This window comes from Cycloclasticus sp. (assembly GCF_019090545.1).
Classification (GTDB): domain Bacteria; phylum Pseudomonadota; class Gammaproteobacteria; order Methylococcales; family Cycloclasticaceae; genus Cycloclasticus; species Cycloclasticus pugetii.
Map to the genome: position 1 here is coordinate 1 of NZ_JAHRVT010000036.1, position 16,421 is coordinate 16,421.

The 16,421-nt window shown below is 40.4% G+C and carries 12 protein-coding genes and 2 tRNA genes; 1 reads left to right on the plus strand and 13 read right to left on the minus strand.

Going from position 1 to position 16,421, the window contains the following annotated elements:
• Positions 1 to 104: 104 nt before the first annotated feature.
• The 4 genes from gltX to KUG63_RS09295 all read right to left on the minus strand — a co-directional run bounded on the left by gltX (position 105) and on the right by KUG63_RS09295 (position 3,656).
• Positions 105 to 1,523, minus strand: a complete 1,419-nt coding sequence (gene gltX / locus KUG63_RS09280; RefSeq protein ID WP_287554957.1) for a glutamate--tRNA ligase — start codon at positions 1,521 to 1,523, stop codon at positions 105 to 107.
• Positions 1,524 to 1,754: 231 nt separating this feature from the next.
• The gene (dnaQ, locus tag KUG63_RS09285; RefSeq protein ID WP_287554959.1) at positions 1,755 to 2,468 is read right to left on the minus strand and encodes a DNA polymerase III subunit epsilon; all 714 of its coding nucleotides are present in this window, start codon (positions 2,466 to 2,468) and stop codon (positions 1,755 to 1,757) included.
• Positions 2,465 to 2,902, minus strand: coding sequence for a ribonuclease HI (gene rnhA / locus KUG63_RS09290; protein ID WP_015005765.1), 438 nt, complete (start codon positions 2,900 to 2,902; stop codon positions 2,465 to 2,467). Before rnhA ends, dnaQ begins: the two co-directional genes overlap by 4 nt.
• Positions 2,871 to 3,656 (minus strand): class I SAM-dependent methyltransferase, encoded by a 786-nt coding sequence (locus KUG63_RS09295; protein WP_015005764.1) that lies wholly within the window; start codon positions 3,654 to 3,656, stop codon positions 2,871 to 2,873. Before KUG63_RS09295 ends, rnhA begins: the two co-directional genes overlap by 32 nt.
• 58 nt (positions 3,657 to 3,714) lie before the next feature.
• Here KUG63_RS09295 and KUG63_RS09300 point away from each other — a divergent pair, with 58 nt between their 5' ends.
• Positions 3,715 to 5,313 (plus strand): LysM peptidoglycan-binding domain-containing protein, encoded by a 1,599-nt coding sequence (locus tag KUG63_RS09300; RefSeq protein ID WP_287554961.1) that lies wholly within the window; start codon positions 3,715 to 3,717, stop codon positions 5,311 to 5,313.
• A gap of 10 nt (positions 5,314 to 5,323) precedes the next feature.
• Here the strand turns inward: KUG63_RS09300 and KUG63_RS09305 are convergent, their stop codons facing one another.
• From KUG63_RS09305 to KUG63_RS09345, 9 genes are all read right to left on the minus strand, one after another.
• A complete protein-coding gene (locus KUG63_RS09305; protein ID WP_287554963.1) occupies positions 5,324 to 7,318 on the minus strand; it encodes a dipeptide ABC transporter ATP-binding protein in 1,995 nt (664 codons plus the stop codon).
• Positions 7,319 to 7,323: 5 nt separating this feature from the next.
• Positions 7,324 to 8,151 carry a phosphoserine phosphatase SerB gene (serB, locus tag KUG63_RS09310; RefSeq protein ID WP_015005761.1) on the minus strand — a complete coding sequence of 276 codons (828 nt, stop codon included), beginning with the start codon at positions 8,149 to 8,151 and terminating at the stop codon, positions 7,324 to 7,326.
• A gap of 46 nt (positions 8,152 to 8,197) precedes the next feature.
• Positions 8,198 to 9,547 (minus strand): ABC transporter permease, encoded by a 1,350-nt coding sequence (locus tag KUG63_RS09315; RefSeq protein WP_287017485.1) that lies wholly within the window; start codon positions 9,545 to 9,547, stop codon positions 8,198 to 8,200.
• Entirely contained in the window at positions 9,547 to 10,524 is a 978-nt protein-coding gene (locus KUG63_RS09320; RefSeq protein WP_015005759.1) for an ABC transporter permease, read from the minus strand. Before KUG63_RS09320 ends, KUG63_RS09315 begins: the two co-directional genes overlap by 1 nt.
• The gene (locus KUG63_RS09325; RefSeq protein WP_287554967.1) at positions 10,521 to 12,608 is read right to left on the minus strand and encodes an ABC transporter substrate-binding protein; all 2,088 of its coding nucleotides are present in this window, start codon (positions 12,606 to 12,608) and stop codon (positions 10,521 to 10,523) included. The genes KUG63_RS09320 and KUG63_RS09325 overlap by 4 nt, the downstream gene beginning before the upstream one ends.
• Positions 12,609 to 12,674: 66 nt before the next feature.
• A complete protein-coding gene (locus KUG63_RS09330; protein WP_016389460.1) occupies positions 12,675 to 13,937 on the minus strand; it encodes a dicarboxylate/amino acid:cation symporter in 1,263 nt (420 codons plus the stop codon).
• A gap of 6 nt (positions 13,938 to 13,943) precedes the next feature.
• Positions 13,944 to 15,851 carry a SurA N-terminal domain-containing protein gene (locus KUG63_RS09335; protein WP_277642590.1) on the minus strand — a complete coding sequence of 636 codons (1,908 nt, stop codon included), beginning with the start codon at positions 15,849 to 15,851 and terminating at the stop codon, positions 13,944 to 13,946.
• A 413-nt stretch (positions 15,852 to 16,264) separates the two neighbouring features.
• Positions 16,265 to 16,341, minus strand: a tRNA-Asp gene (locus tag KUG63_RS09340).
• A 4-nt stretch (positions 16,342 to 16,345) separates the two neighbouring features.
• Positions 16,346 to 16,421 (minus strand) — tRNA-Val (locus KUG63_RS09345).

The following is a 16,421-nucleotide window of genomic DNA, read 5'->3' on the forward strand; positions in this document are numbered from 1 at the left end:
GGGATCGAACCGCTGACCTCAACACTGCCAGTGTTGCGCTCTCCCAGCTGAGCTATGGCCCCTCTTGGCAGGACGCGAATTGTACTGAATGATGAACTAAGTGTCTAGCTTTCTTGCAGAAGAATTCTATTTTTTATGTAATTTATTCCTCTTTTGATATTTTTCAGACATTTTTCTTTCCCAAGTAGAAAAAGAGTCGCATCTAATGCGGGTGAAACTGACGTTCCTGATAGTGCAACACGTAAAGGTTGAGCGACCTTACCCAGTTTTAAATCTAAGGTTTCAGCGGTATCTAAAATAACCTGATGCAAGGGTTCCTTTGACCAGTCTTCTAATACTTCAAATTTAGTGAGTAATAATTCTAGCGACTCTAGACCGGCTTGTTTTAAATTCTTTTTTGCCGCCTTGTCATCAAACTCCTCATAATCGTTATAGAACATTAAGCTTTTCTCGGCCATTTCTTTTAATGTTTTAGCGCGCTCTTGCTGTGTTTTTACAAGCTCTATAATAGATGGTCCCTTATCCACATCACAACCTTGCGCTACTAATTGTTCACTTAATGGCTCAACCAACCGCTTAGGGTCACTATTTATAATGTATTGTTGATTAATCCAAAGTAGTTTCTCTGTATTGAATGTTGAGGCGGTTCTATTGACATCTTTAATATCAAATAGCTCAATCATTTCAGCTTGTGTAAACAACTCTTTGTCACCATGAGACCAGCCTAAACGAACCAAATAATTCAATAAGGCCTCGGGTAGAAAACCGTCATCGCGATATTGCATAACACTAACCGCACCATGTCGTTTGGATAATCGTGCGCCATCGTCGCCAAGAATCATCGGCACATGTGCAAATCGAGGTTCCTGAGCACCAAGTGCTTTCATAATGTTGATTTGTCGAGGTGTATTGTTGATATGATCATCGCCGCGTATCACATGCGTCATATTCATATCTAAGTCATCCACCACAACGGTTAAGTTATACGTTGGTGTGCCATCTGATCGGGCAATAACCAGATCATCTAACTCGTCATTAGCAATGGATATTTCGCCGCGTACCAAATCATCAAAAACAACCATACCCGTTTCTGGGTTTTTAAAGCGTACCACGGGTGACACGCCTTCAACAGCTTCTGTACGGTGTCGGCACTTCCCGTTATAACGTGGTTTTTGTTTATTAGCACGCTGCTGCTCACGCATTGCTTCTACTTCTTCAGCAGAACAATAACAATAATAAGCGTCACCTTGTTCTAATAGCTGTTCAATAATTTCTTGATAACGGGGAAATCGCTCTGTTTGAAAAAAAGGCCCTTCATCGTGGGACAGTCCAAGCCACTTCATACCATCAAAAATAGCTTGCACAGATTCGTCTGTAGACCGTTCACGGTCGGTGTCTTCTATTCTTAATACAAACTGCCCTTTTGTTTTTTTAGCATATAACCATGAAAATAAGGCTGTTCTTGCGCCACCAACATGTAGGTAACCTGTGGGGCTAGGAGCAAATCGTGTACGGACTGTCATTTAAAATCACCAGATAAAATAAAAGCGATATTTTATACTCAACGAGGGTAAGTTTCATTGAAGTCAGCAAAAAACTGTTACTAAATGAAGCCATCACAAAATAATAACTTTCGTTAAGGCTTTAGCAGCCCCGTAATGGCTCGTTACATCGCATTAAGTCATTTGCTCATGATCGACAAATAGTCTCTATTTAAAACCAATGACTTTTCTTAATATTTACACGCCTTATATCTACTGAGCAGTTTGGTTAATTTTATCCCAAACACATTGGCCACCGGACGCCTTATTAATCATTTCAATTCGCTCAGCGTGCTTTTCTAACTCGTCACTGCTCGCCTTAATAACTGGTAAAAGCTGGCGATTCTTATCTAACATTTTAGGCTCAAATACAGTATCCGTTTGATGCTCATCAGCAAACAGGGAGTTCTGCCCACCGGTCATCATCAAATACACATCGGCTAGAATCTCAGCATCTAACAAAGCGCCATGCAACGTTCGTTGGCTATTGTCTATCTCAAAGCGCTTGCAAAGCGCATCTAAGCTATTGCGTTGGCCAGGAAACATCTTTCTAGCCATATGCAGAGAGTCTGTCACCTCACACCACGATGCCATATCTGTATGATCCGAACCCATCAAACTGTATTCATGATTAATAAAGCCAACGTCAAATGCCGCGTTGTGAATAATCACTTCGGCTCCTTTTAGATACTCGAAAAGTTCTTCTGCAATATTCTCATATAACGGTTTATCCGCTAAAAACTCAGCTGTTAAACCATGCACCTCAACAGCCCCTTCATCAATATCTCGCTGCGGATTCAAGTAATAATGGAAATTGTTCCCTGTTAAACGTCTATTAACCAACTCAACGCATCCTACCTCGATAATACGGTGCCCCTGTTTTGGCTCAAGCCCAGTGGTTTCAGTATCTAAAATAATTTGTCTCATAATGAATCTATACCCATATTTGCCAGCTCATCGGCCCTATCATTACCTACATTACCACTATGCCCTTTAACCCAAACCCATTTAATAGTGTGCGGTTGAGCCAATGCATCTAATTGTTGCCAAAGATCCACATTTTTAACGGGCTTTCTACTCGCCGTTTTCCAGTTTCTTTTTTTCCAGTTGGGTAACCACTCATTAATGCCACTTAAAACATATTTAGAGTCACTATTGATGGTTAATTCCGCTGGTTCTTTTAATAGTTTCAACGCTTCAATTACCGCGGTTAGCTCCATACGGTTATTGGTCGTTTCTAGCTCTCCCCCGTAAATTTCTTTTTTAGTCCCGTTGTATTGCAAACTGGCGCCCCAACCGCCTATTCCTGGGTTTCCTCGGCATGCGCCGTCAGTGTATATTTGTACGCTCTTTTTTAACATGTATTATCTTTGTCGCTGGTTCAGTTAGAGGTGAAATAAATCGTTTTTTTAAATCTTTTAAATGAAAAATAGGCGTGCCACCTGAAACACGCTTAACACCCATTACAAAATATGCGGCTGGCAAAAAGGGCAAACAGGCCAGTACCTTTTCAATAAGTTTTTGTCGTGTCGTCGTCGCTTCTTTTTTATGCAATGGAAACAAACAGCAACCTTTGCTTTTTTCAATCTCGAAATTCAACAACCTTAACCAATCGACCACCCGATAACGACTAATAAAATGACCGTTCCAAGGTGTTTTTTTCATCACTTTTGGTAAAAATCGAGGTAAATGCCAAAAAGACCATGGATTAAACCCCATCAATAAGATAATGCCTTCAGGCCTTAATACTCGATCTACTTCGCGCAAAACTTGGTGAGGGTTTTCTTCAAACTCTAATGTATGCGGCATAATAACAACATCTACACTATGCGTTTCTATCGGTAAACTATCGGCCTCCCCGACGATGCATGGGTAGTTTGTCGTCTTGTTTAACTCATGGTCCAAAATAGTGTAATGAGCAAAACGCATTGCTTCATGAAGCTCGTCTTCCCAACCGATAAAATCAAGCTGTAATACTTCTGGGTGAAACCCCTCTTTGAGTTTTTCACTTAATAAAACAGATTCCGTTTGCCGAAAAATTTGCCCAATAGGCGACTCAAACCAATGACGAAGTTCGCTAGTGCTGCCTATAAATGAGTTTTTTCTGTCTACCATTAATTAAACAACCTATAATTAGTACATTAAACTAACCCGTCACAACTAGCCCAATTCAATGCGATATTTAATCACAAATAAAACGATCAGTTTTCTTTTATTTGCCAGCTTTACTATACTTATTTCTTGTACCCCGATACAGCTTAAACCGACGCCAACAGCTGAACTAAACCCTTCTACTGAAGCACAATCGCTAGCCGGTTCAAGCACTATAAAGGCTGTTCAAAAAACGCCTTCATCTAACGTCAATTTGTCGAAAAATCTCTGGTCTCGTTTGTTCTCATTGTATCAATTCCCGACCATTGAAAACGACCGCATCCAAGCTGAGATTGACTGGTACAGCAAACACCCTGACTATTTAATACGCGTTCAACAAAATGCAAAACCGTATCTTTTCCATATCGTTAATGAAATAGAAAAACGCGGACTTCCCGGTGAACTTGCCCTCTTACCCATTGTTGAAAGTGCTTATAAACCCTTTGCTTATTCGCATGGCAGAGCTGCTGGTTTATGGCAGTTCATCCCCTCTACTGGTGTCGCATACGGCTTAAAACAAACTTGGTGGTATGATGGGCGACGTGATGTGTACGCTTCTACAAATGCTGCTTTAACTTACCTTACAAAACTATCTAAACGATTTGATGATGATTGGTTTCTTGCCTTAGCTGGCTATAATGCAGGCGGCGGTTCTGTGTCGTCAGCAATGAGAAAGAACAGGCGACTCGGTCGCCCAACTGATTTTTGGGCACTTAGCCTTCGCAAAGAAACGCGACATTACGTCCCCAAATTAATTGCCATTGCAAGTATTCTTGCAAATGCTGACAAGTACAATGTAACACTCATCGATATCCCTAATGAGCCATTTTTTGAAAAAGTAAACATTACAAAACAACTTGACCTTGCTCGCGCCGCTGAGCTTGCCGAAATTAGCATTGAAGACTTATACATTCTTAACCCTTCATTTAACCAATGGGCAACCAGCCCTGAAGGGCCCCATTACCTACTACTTCCTGTGTCTAAATCTGCCGATTTTAAAACTAAATTGGCTGTTTTACCCGACTCACAACGCTTAAAGTGGGTTCGCCATAAAGTTAAAAACGGCGAAACTTTGGGACAAATTGCTAGACGTTACCGCACGACGGTTACACAAATAAAACAAGCTAACCCTATTAAAAACAACCTGATCAGAGCTGGCAAGCATCTACTTATACCTACGGCTAATTACAATAATCGTTTATACGCTAGTAGTGCGGATATGCGTAAAAGTGACATTATTAACACCTCGCGCCAGGGGCAAAAAGTAGAGTATTACGTTCAGTCAGGCGATTCATTCTGGAGTATTGCTAAACAATACGGAGTGGGCGTTCGCAGCTTAGCTAAATGGAATGCAATGGCCCCCAGAGATACCTTAAGAATTGGTCAAAAGCTGGTTATTTGGAGTCAGCACCCAACACATCCAAGCCCGCGTACGCAACTCGCCTCTAAACGTAAAAACCAGACTATTCGCTATACCGTAAAAAGCGGTGACTCTTTGTACCTTATTTCTAGGAAGTTCAACGTTAGCATTATAGATTTGAAACGTTGGAACACCTTAAATAAGAAATACCTGAAGCCAGGACAAAAACTAAAAATTATTGTTGATGTCACCAGGACATAACAAGCTACGTTTACCGATACAACAAACAGGCTACTTTATGGCTTTCACTCAATAACACATCAGTCGGTTTGATTTGGCTACAATCAGCCATCGCTTGATCACAACGTGTATGGAAATGGCAGCCAGTTGGCGGATTAGCGGGTGATGGCATATTATCTGGTAGTTTAATGACCTTTTTCCCCAAATCTTTATCCCAGCTAGGAACTGCTTCAATCAATGCCTTTGTATAAGGGTGAGCCGGGCGATTAAGTACCTCTTCAACCTTGCCATATTCAACAATTCGCCCTAAATACATAACGGCAACCTTATCAGCTAAATAAGCCACCACTGACAGATCATGAGTAATAAATAAATAACTAAGCCCTTGCTCATGTTGCAGTTGTTTCAACAAATTTAAAACTTGCGCTTGCACAGAAACATCTAATGCACTGGTTGGTTCATCACAAACAATTACTGACGGATTAACCGCCAAAGCACGGGCAATACAAAGACGTTGACGCTGCCCACCTGAAAACTCGTGAGGATAACGTAATCTAACCTCTGTTGTTAAGCCAACTTTAAGCAGTAAGCTGTTGCACTCACGCACAACATCGGCATCACTTAAATTAGGTTTTAACGCCCTAATTCCTTCCTCCAAAATATCACCAACCAGCATTCTTGGGTTCATCGATGAAAATGGATCTTGGAAAATAATTTGCAGCTGCTGGCGGTATGCTTGAAAAGCTTTTTCTGAGAGCTTTGCGATATTCTGCCCTTTATATACAACATCACCCGATGTAATAGGCAACAATCGTAACAGTGCTTTTCCTAACGTGGTTTTGCCACAACCGGACTCCCCAACTAACGCAGTTGTACTGCCTGCTGTTAATTCCAAACTAACCTCATCTACCGCCTTAACCTGCCCAACCGTGCGCTTTAGCAAGCCTTTCTTGATCGGAAAATAAACTTTTAGTTGATTAACCGTTAACGATGAATGGTTTACCGCATCTTCATTTGAAGAAGCCAATGTAGTCCCTAGTTTCTCAACCAGTTCAAGCTCGCCTACTCTTATACACCTTACTTGATGTGTATTAGATACCTCGGTCCACTCAACCATAGTCGAATCTACACAAGACGACTGTTTAAAATCACAACGATCTGCAAACCGGCAGCCAGCAAATGGCTGCGATAGCTTAGGAACTGTGCCTGGCAGGGTTACCAACGACTCCTTGCGCTTTTCCATTTTAGGAACAGCATCAAATAAACGCTGACTATAAGGATGTACTGGCTTTTTAAAAAAGTCATCTCGCGATGCCATTTCAACTAACTGCCCTGCATACATCACCGCAACTTTGTCAGCCATATCAGACACAATGCCCAAGTCATGCGTGATAATCCATAACGACATCCCCATTTCTCGCTGCAATTCTTTAAGCAACTGTAGAATTTGCGTTTGGATAGTTACATCTAGCGCTGTTGTCGGCTCATCGGCAATCAATAAATCAGGCTCATTTGCTAACGCAATGGCAATCATCACTCGCTGTCTCATTCCTCCGGATAATTGATGGGGGTAATCAGCATAACGTTCATCTGCATCCGGTATGCCGACTTGTTTAATCAATCCTATGACACGTTTTCTTACATCCTCAGCGGCTTGTTTCTTATGTACTAAAACTGCTTCTGCAATCTGCTCCCCAATACTTAGCACTGGGTTCAACGATGTCATTGGATCTTGAAATATCATCGATATACGCGCCCCACGTACCTGACGCATATCTTTTTCTGCCACCCGTAATAGATCGACGCCCCGATATAGTACCTTTCCTGCTGTTATTTGCGCGTTATTAGACAACAGCCTCATTACTGATAAAGCAGTCACTGACTTGCCACAACCCGACTCACCAACCAGTGCAAAGGTCTCCCCTTCAGCAATGTCAAAACTTACACCATCAACCGCTTTAACCGTTTCAGACGGTTGATTAAATTGAGTCATCAGTCCGTCAACGGACAGTATCGGTGCGCGCATCTTAATTAAGCTTTTAGTAGATCAACCACAGCATCTAAACCACGATGGTTTAATTGAATATCCGTTTGAGCCTGAACGGTTGGTTTTGCATGATAAGCCACGCTTAAACCAGCACAATTCATCATCAACAAATCATTGGCGCCATCACCCATTGCTATCACTTGATGCTGCGCTAACCCCAATTCCTTAGACAACGCTAATAACAAATCTGCTTTTGATTGTGCGCCAACAATATCACCCTCCACTGCACCGGTTAGGCAACCATCAGCAACTTCCAAGGTATTAGCTAGTGTGTAATCTAGGTTTAATCTGTTTTTTAATTTTTCAGTAAAAAAAGTAAAACCACCTGACACTAGGGCCAACTTTATCTTTGACTGCTTTAAATAATCATTAAGTTTCTCTGCACCCGGGTTTAGCTTTAACCGTTCATCATAGACACGCTGCAACTCCCCGACAGGTAACCCTTTCAATAACGCAACTCGTTGAGTCAACGACTCTTCAAAATTTAACTCACCACGCATCGCAGCTTCTGTAATACTCGACACTTTTGGCTTGATACCTAACATATCAGCAATTTCATCAATACATTCAATAGAAATTAATGTTGAGTCCATATCAGTGACTATTAAGCGTACTTGCTGTCCATCGAAATGATCTGGTAACCGACTTACATCGCAGTTTAATGCCTGGCGTACTGCTGAAAGCTCAACAAGCTGTGGACTCGTTAAGCTATAAAACCCATCGTTAGGTTCAGCTTTTGTATCAAAAACCTTACTGATATAAGAAAGGTCTTGATCAGAAAAAAGAGCATCATGGAAAATATATTTATTCATTATTCAATACGTTACAAATTTAATTTAAGTTAATCTACGCTTTCAATTATATTGATCTTGGGTCAAAAGCATCCCGTACGACATCCGCAAATAAATTAGCCGCTAACACCAAGGTAAACATAAAAATAAACGCCGCGGTTAAAGACCACCAAACAATCGGCTCACGCGCCATTTCTAACCGCGATGTATTAATCATATTGCCCCAGCTGTAGGTTGATGGATCAACACCTATATTTATATAAGACAGAACCGCTTCGGCCAGCACTAATCCACTAAAATCGAGCACAATAGTAATCATCACTAAATGCATGACATTAGGCAGCACATGCCGCTTCAACAATTGAAACTTTCCAACACCTAATGCTCGGGCAGCAACAACATAGTCCATTTCGCGAATTTTCAAGGTTTCCGCACGTAATAGTCGACAAAGCCCTGTCCAACTCGTAATACCTAAAATCATACACAGCAGCAAGAGCCGCATATCCGCTCTGTCTTCTACTGTGGTAAATAATTCAGGGTTATTTGCCATATAGACCTGCGCCATTAAGATAGCTGCAGCTATCAGTAACACACTAGGAATGGAGCTTAGGGTGGTATAGAGGTATTGAATAACATCGTCTATCCAACCACGAAAAAACCCAGCGGTTAAGCCAAAAGTAATCGCTATAGGCAACATAACAATGGTTGTCAGTGCACCAATAACCAAGCCTGTACGAATACTTTTTATCGCTTGATAAAGCACATCTTCGCCCACCTTGTCTGTACCTAAAACATGGTAATGAGGTGCTAACATTGTTAAAACAGACACTAAGCAAAATATAACCAATAGCGTTAAGAGACAACTCTTGAGGCCATTAGAGCCAGTAAATAATGCACGTTTACTTATCAGCTTAAAAATAGCTATTAAGAAGAACCAGACCAAAACCCCCGTTGCTAGTCCTTGTAAGATTTTAACCAGGATATCTTTTTGCTTATTAGATGGTTTAGCTAAATGCGCCCCTCCATGAAGCAACGGAGGATAAACCCAGCGAGTAACACCGCTTGCATCGACACGCATTTCTTTAGCATAGGCCAAATGTGCAAAAGGCTTAGAGTACGTTTTCTCTACCTTTGTGCGCAAAGGCGTCAATATGATATCCAACACACTGACGACTTCTGCATGTTCATTTATTTGTCCATTCGCTAATGTTTCATGATGCTCAAGCCGAATAGAATCTAACGTACCAATCAATAAAAACACCAATAAAACGGTTAGTGATATAACGCCAACCGAGTTGTTCATTACTTTTAACCAAGGCCGGCGTAAATGTTCTTTTTTTCGAGAATAGCAAACAGCCCATACCCCACTGATCACAAGGGCAAACACAGCCATATCTGTCCATAAAAGCGTCAGCATTAATCTAGCCGTACTCTTGGATCAACCAAGGTGTAAGAAATATCGGTCAAAAGCAGGCCAATAATGTATAAAAATGAACCAAGAAACACCATTGAACGAACAATAGCAAAGTCTTGACTACTGATCGCGTCAATGGTGTAACTGCCTAAACCCGGTATTCCAAAAAACGATTCGGTAATCAAGCTCCCCATAAAGAGCAAGGGTAATATCACAACAATGCCGGTTAGAATTGGAATCATGGCATTTTTAAGCACATGTTTAAATAATACTTCGATATCAGACAGCCCCTTTGCTTTTGCTGTTCTAACATAATCCTTTGCAGCCTCTTCTAAAAATAACGTACGGTACCAGCGAACACCAGAGCCTAAACCAGACACCACACCAATCAACACAGGTAGGATAATAAACTTAAGTGCATCGACACCCGGAGCATATCCAGAAATGGGGGTTAGCGCTAACAACTTGCCTACAAAATATTGACCAGCAATAATATAAAACAGCCCTGAAATAGACATTAAGGCTATACATAAAAACAAACCACCAAACTCTAAAATACTGCCTCGATAAAATATTAATAAGAGGGCAAATGTAATATTTGCTAATACCCCAAATATTAATGATGGAATAGCGATAGCTAAACTGGGCCACATCCGTTGCGAAATATCGGCAACAATATCACGACCACTATCAGAAACGCCTAAATCAAATACAAACAAACCCACTGATTTTTCAAAAAAAATTGTTTCCGAAAACTGTTTAACACCCGCTTCTTGCTTGTTCCACAGTAACGGTAAGTTATAGCCACGTTGTTGCTTCCAGTTATCAACCGCAGCCTGAGTCACATGTTTATCACCCAGTTGCATTCGCGCCATATCATCGGGTGAGTTAACAATAAAAAATAGTACAAACGTTAATATATTGACCCCAAGCAACACAGGTAATACATAAAACAAACGTCTGATAATGTAATTAATCATAGGGCTGTGGAACGCTCAATTCGCCGATAGATAATGTAAGCAGGTAATAGTAAACAGGCTATCACCAATAAAACGAACACTAATGGCCAATAAACCGGCGCATTCCATTTCTTTTGATATTCATCCCTCATCTCAGGGTCAATATTGATGTATTTAGTTTTATTATTGACCATTAAATTGGGGTATGCATTTTTATACCAAGCATGATGTAGTGAAAAAGCTTTTGGATGAAAGCCCCATAACCACGGTGCATCTTGTTGGCTGATTGCTACCATTTGTTTAATGATCGCTTGGCGTTCAGGGGTATTTTCCATGGCGCTCATTTTCTCAAACAAACGATCAAACTGTTTATTTTGATAATTAGAAGCATTTTCACCACCATGAATTGATTTGGCATTTTTGCCATATAACAAAAATAAAAAATTCTCAGGATCTGGGTAATCTGCATTCCAACCCCACATAAACATTTGCGCATTACCATTACGCATTTTTTCTTGGAAGCGATTGTAATCTGTACTACGAATAACCAGTTGAATATTAAGTTTATCAAACTGTTTACGTAACCAATTTAGTCTAGCTTTACTATCTGGCCCACTGTCCATTGTGTCAAAATATAAAACCAACGGTTTCCCAGTTGCTGGGTCTAACCCATTCGGGTAGCCCGCCTCAGCCAGCAACTCCCTTGCTTCAGCCACAGTCCGTCTGCGTAAGCCATCACGCCAGTTATAAACAACAGGGTTCATCCCTTGCTTACCAGCAACATGACCAAAAATACCTGGAGGAATAATACTTTGTGCTGGAACACCACGACCATTTTGAAAAATTGAAATATATTCCTCATAATCCATAACTATAGAAATAGCATGACGTAGCTTTCTAGTCTTGTCAGAATCACCACCAACAACATTATCTAACATATTAAACGCGAAATAATAGGTCGATGTTGTCACCGCTGTTTGTAGGCCAATGCCACGTGCAATCATATTATCGGTTAAACCAACATCCCCTTGCGCCGAAAAACTAACCGCTTGGTCAAAACTATCTGAACTAATACCGGAAACATCGTAATAACCTTGTAAAAATTTATTCCAATAAGGAATGCTCTCTTTTTCTAACGAGAAAATCACTTTATCTGTTAAGGGTAATGGTTTGCCTGAATCCATCAATAAGGTCTGAATATCTGCACCAGGGTATGCTTCTGAAGGGTAATACTCCGTATGAAAATTAGGGTTTTTTGCCAGAACCATTCGTCTATTAGGGTTATTTTCTTGCAAAAAATATGGTCCTGTTCCCACAGGGAACCAATCTAATGTTATGTTTTTTTCTACCAATAGAGGGTTTGAATAAAACTCATCTGCTTCCCAGGGCATTGGTGCAAAAAATGGCATTGCTAACCAATTTATAAACTGTGGGTATTTCCCTTTGATGCGAATCGTAAAGTGTTGGCCCGTTAATTTTTTGATGCCAGTCATTTGCTCAGAGTGCAAACGTTGAGTTTTACTTAATCTAGGCGATTTATTTTGTAATGCCGTTTGTTTTTCTGAAAACTCTTTAAAACCCACTATATAGTTCGCCATTAAGCTGGCTATTGGTGATTGTGTTGCTGGGTCAGCCAAACGCTTTATTTGATAAATAAAATCATCTACCGTTAATGTACGTGTTGCCGTTGGTAAGTCGTATAAAGACCGAGTATCCCAACCCTCGGGCAATGTTTTATGTAATTCAAGATTAAAACTCGGGTGGGGCTGAAATTTAATATCATTTTTAATTGTTAAATGATATTCACTAAAAGCAATATTGGCCACATCAGCATCGTCTGACAAATATTCACCTTTCGCATTTAGGTAGCTGACCGAAGGCATTTTAGCGGCCGCTAGCGGTTCTAATTGATAAGGGCGTTTTAAATAATGATATTGAAATAATGGTTCGTAGACCTGCGCAATAATGGCATACTCATTTGAACTGTACGCTTTCGCAGGATCAAGATGCTTAGGCCGTTCAGAAAATGACGAATATATGACCTTGCCTTCTCCGTGATCCTCAACATAGGGGTTATTTAAAGCCTTATCTGTACAAGCAGACATTAATAGCACTAAAAAGAGAAAACCCGCTGCCCTACGCAGTTTAATTACTGGCTTATTCACGATGATTTATTTTGATTGTAAAACCTGATCTTCGCCTTCACTTCGAGCAATAATAACTGCACCACAAGAATCACTAAATACATTAACGCTGGTTCTACACATATCCAAAACACGATCGACAGCAAGAATAAGCCCAATGCCCTCTAATGGAAGCCCTATTGTTACCAAAATAATACTGATTGCAACAAGACTTGCCGCTGGAATACCCGCTACACCAATCGAGGTAACCAAGGCTGTTAGGACAATAAGAAACTGCTCAGTAAACCCTAAACTTAAGCCATAAGCTTGAGCAATAAACATAGCTGCCACGCATTCGTATAACGCCGTACCATCCATATTAATAGTTGCACCTAACGGCAAGACAAAGCTACTTGTACGATTTGAAACACCTGCGTTTTTTTCAACACACTCTAACGTAATGGGCAGTGTGGCTGACGACGAGCTTGTTGAGAAAGAGGTCAGCAATGCGGGGGTCATCGCTTTGTAATGGCGAAGTGGTTTAACGCCACCGAGGTATTTCAACACTAATGGCATAACACCAAACATATGAATAACTAAAGCACCTAATACCGTAAAGAAAAAATAGGCTAATGGTAAAAAAGCAGCTAAGCCTGTTGAAGCAACTACTTTAGCTACTAAGCCAAAAACACCGATCGGTGCAAACTTCATGACCCAATCGGTCATTTTCATCATTACATCCAATACTGCATTCCAAAATGTCAGCAAAACTGTTTTTCTTTGTTCGATTATTTGAGTCATAAAATAGCCAAATAATAGTCCAAAAAAGATCAGCCCTAACATTTGGCCATTGGCTGCTGCTGCGACAATATTGGTTGGCACCATCCGTAAAAATATACCGGTGATATCAGCAGCTCCTTTTCCTTCTAGCTTTGAAGCAACCTCTGTAATATCTTCCGTTAAGCCAACACGATCACGAACTGGTTCACCAGCAATGATGCCTGGCTCTACGATATTAACCAAAACCAAACCGATTAAAATAGCAACCAGACTGGTCGACAGATAATACGTAATTGTCTTCCCACCTAAACGACCTAAACCACCTAAGTTACCCATATTTGCAATTCCACAAATAATCGATGACAAGATCAATGGGACTATCAACATTTTTAGTGCATTAAGAAATAACGTACCTAAAAATACATACACATCATAAAAAGTAAATGAACCTATACCCGCTTCTTCTCCTGTTGCAATACCCGCAATAATCGCTAAGCCAATTGCAATAAAAATTTGCCAGTGTAGTTTCATTTCAACTTATTGTGCTTGATTAGCTAAAACCACGTCTGCCTCAACACTTAAATTTTCTATTGTTGCGGCCAACATTACTTCACCAGTTAAACGTGATAAAAACTGCTTAAATGTTTGGCGTGAAGTCTCTGTCATCTCTGTTGGGTCGCCATCAGTTACTTTACTCAACTCAATAATCGCAACATCGCCATTGTCTAGCGTACTTAATTTAAAAGAGGGTTTTCCCTGTGTTGGGTGAGACATACTAAACGCATCGTTTAATAATTTTACTGGAACCGATTTATCATGCCTTGTCACCGGTCCAATATCTTCAAGCAGGACATCATCTGACGTTGACAAGGTATTAATCGTTACCCCTGATGTTAGCTGAGATAGTAAATCAGCCGCTTTCTGTGTTAACAATTCATTAGCCTTATCTTTTTTAACAGACAATTCAACTCTATCTTTTACTGCGGTTAACGGCATTGTTGCCTCAGGTACATAGTCATTAATACGTAATACAACTAAATGCTCAGAGCCTATTTCAATTGCATCGCTATTATTACCCGCTAAAACATCTTCATTAAACACAGCCTGACGCACTTTAGTACTGGCAGCAATGCCCTCATCACTAGTACGTGTAATACCCGTTTGTTGTTCAACCGTTAACCCTAATTCATCAGCGATAGGGTTTAATGAATCTGGATTTTCAAACGCTAACTCAGCAAAACGCTCTGCTAGTTGATAAAACCTTTCGCTAGCAACATTTAATTTAAACAGCTCTGTTACTGTCTCTTCTACTGCTTCGTATGGTTGCACCTTATCAGCCTCTTTTGAGACCAGCTTTATAATATGAAAGCCGTATTGAGTTTGAACTACGTTACTAACCTCGCCTTCTTCAAGAGAATCCAGCGTTTTTTCAAACTCTGCGCCCATCATACCGTCGGTGATGATGCCTAAGTCACCACCTGATTCAGCCGAACCAATATCTTCAGACAACTCTTTAGCCAAGCTTGCAAAATTTTCTCCCTTGTTAAGTCGGCTTAAAACCATGTCGGCTTTTGCTCTCTTTTCCTCTCTCTCTGCATCTGCGAGATCAGCAGTTGCTTCAATCAATATATGGCTCGCTCTTCGATGACCGGATACCGTAAATGACTGACGCTCACGTTCATAGAACGCTAACAATTCATCTTTCGACGGGGAAACCTCCGACATCAAGTCAGACAAGTTTAATGAAATATATTCAATAGATGCTTCTTCAGGTGATCTATAAAGAAGCTTATTTTGTGAATAATGTTCATTAAGCTCTTCATCTGTTACCACCACTTCATTAACCACTGAAGAAATAGGCAGCAACAAATACTTAATATCCCTAGTTTGATTCGTTAAACGATGAAATTCATCTATTTCACTCTCGTCTACTAAGGTCGTACCTATAATAGAGTTTATAAATTGTTCTCGTTCAATGCTTGCACGTACCGTTTCTACAAAATCAGTGGTTGTTAAGCCTCTTGCTTGTAATAATTGCTCATAGGTTGTTTTATCAAACCGTCCGTCTTTATGAAAGGCATCTATATTAGAAATTACATCAAGAACGGCCTTGTTTGATGCGACATAGCCATCTTTATTAACTGTTTGCAAAACAAGTTGTTCTTGAATTAATCGATTCAACGACTCTTGGCGTATTGCCTCTTGATTAAATAAGTCAGCAGAGTATTGATCACCATATTGCTCTTTTAATTGAGCCACACGGTTTTGATAAGCCTGAATAACATCCGCTTGGTAAATTTTATAATCCCCTACTTCAGCGACAGCTTTTTCGGACCCACCATTGGTGTAGTTTTGTAAGCCAAACAAAGCAAATGGAATAGAGATCATTATAAGAATAACCATACCCAACCAGCCTTTAACGTGTACCCGCAATCTATCTAACATAAAAAATAATCCACATAAAAATTTAAAAAAATAGTGCTTAACAGTCGTCTCAAAAGACAATACTCTCAGTTTATATAAAACCACTGAATTAACAATTTAATGTTTATTGACAGTGGCCGCAGCATCCTAAAGGGGAATTCACTATTGCACTATATGTGAGGAAATTAAACCATATTTTAGGCTAGTGTGCGTTAGTTTGAACAAACTATCCTTTACAACAACAAGGACACTAGCCAAGAAAACGATATTAAGCGGCGTTACTGCTGGCAACTGCATTTATTAAACAACTGATAGCACTTTATAGGGGACATTTATAAACATCCTATTAATTGCATCGCGTTCTAAATTAACTCACATTTTCGATGAGCAAAAAAAACCATTAATTTTTTCAAATTAATGGTTTTTTGTACCAATGGCGGAGTGGACGGGACTCGAACCCGCGACCCCCGGCGTGACAGGCCGGTATTCTAACCAACTGAACTACCACTCCTAAATGGTGGGTGCTGAGGGGATCGAACCCCCGACATTCGCCTTGTAAGGGCGACGCTCTCCCAGCTGAGCTAAGCACCC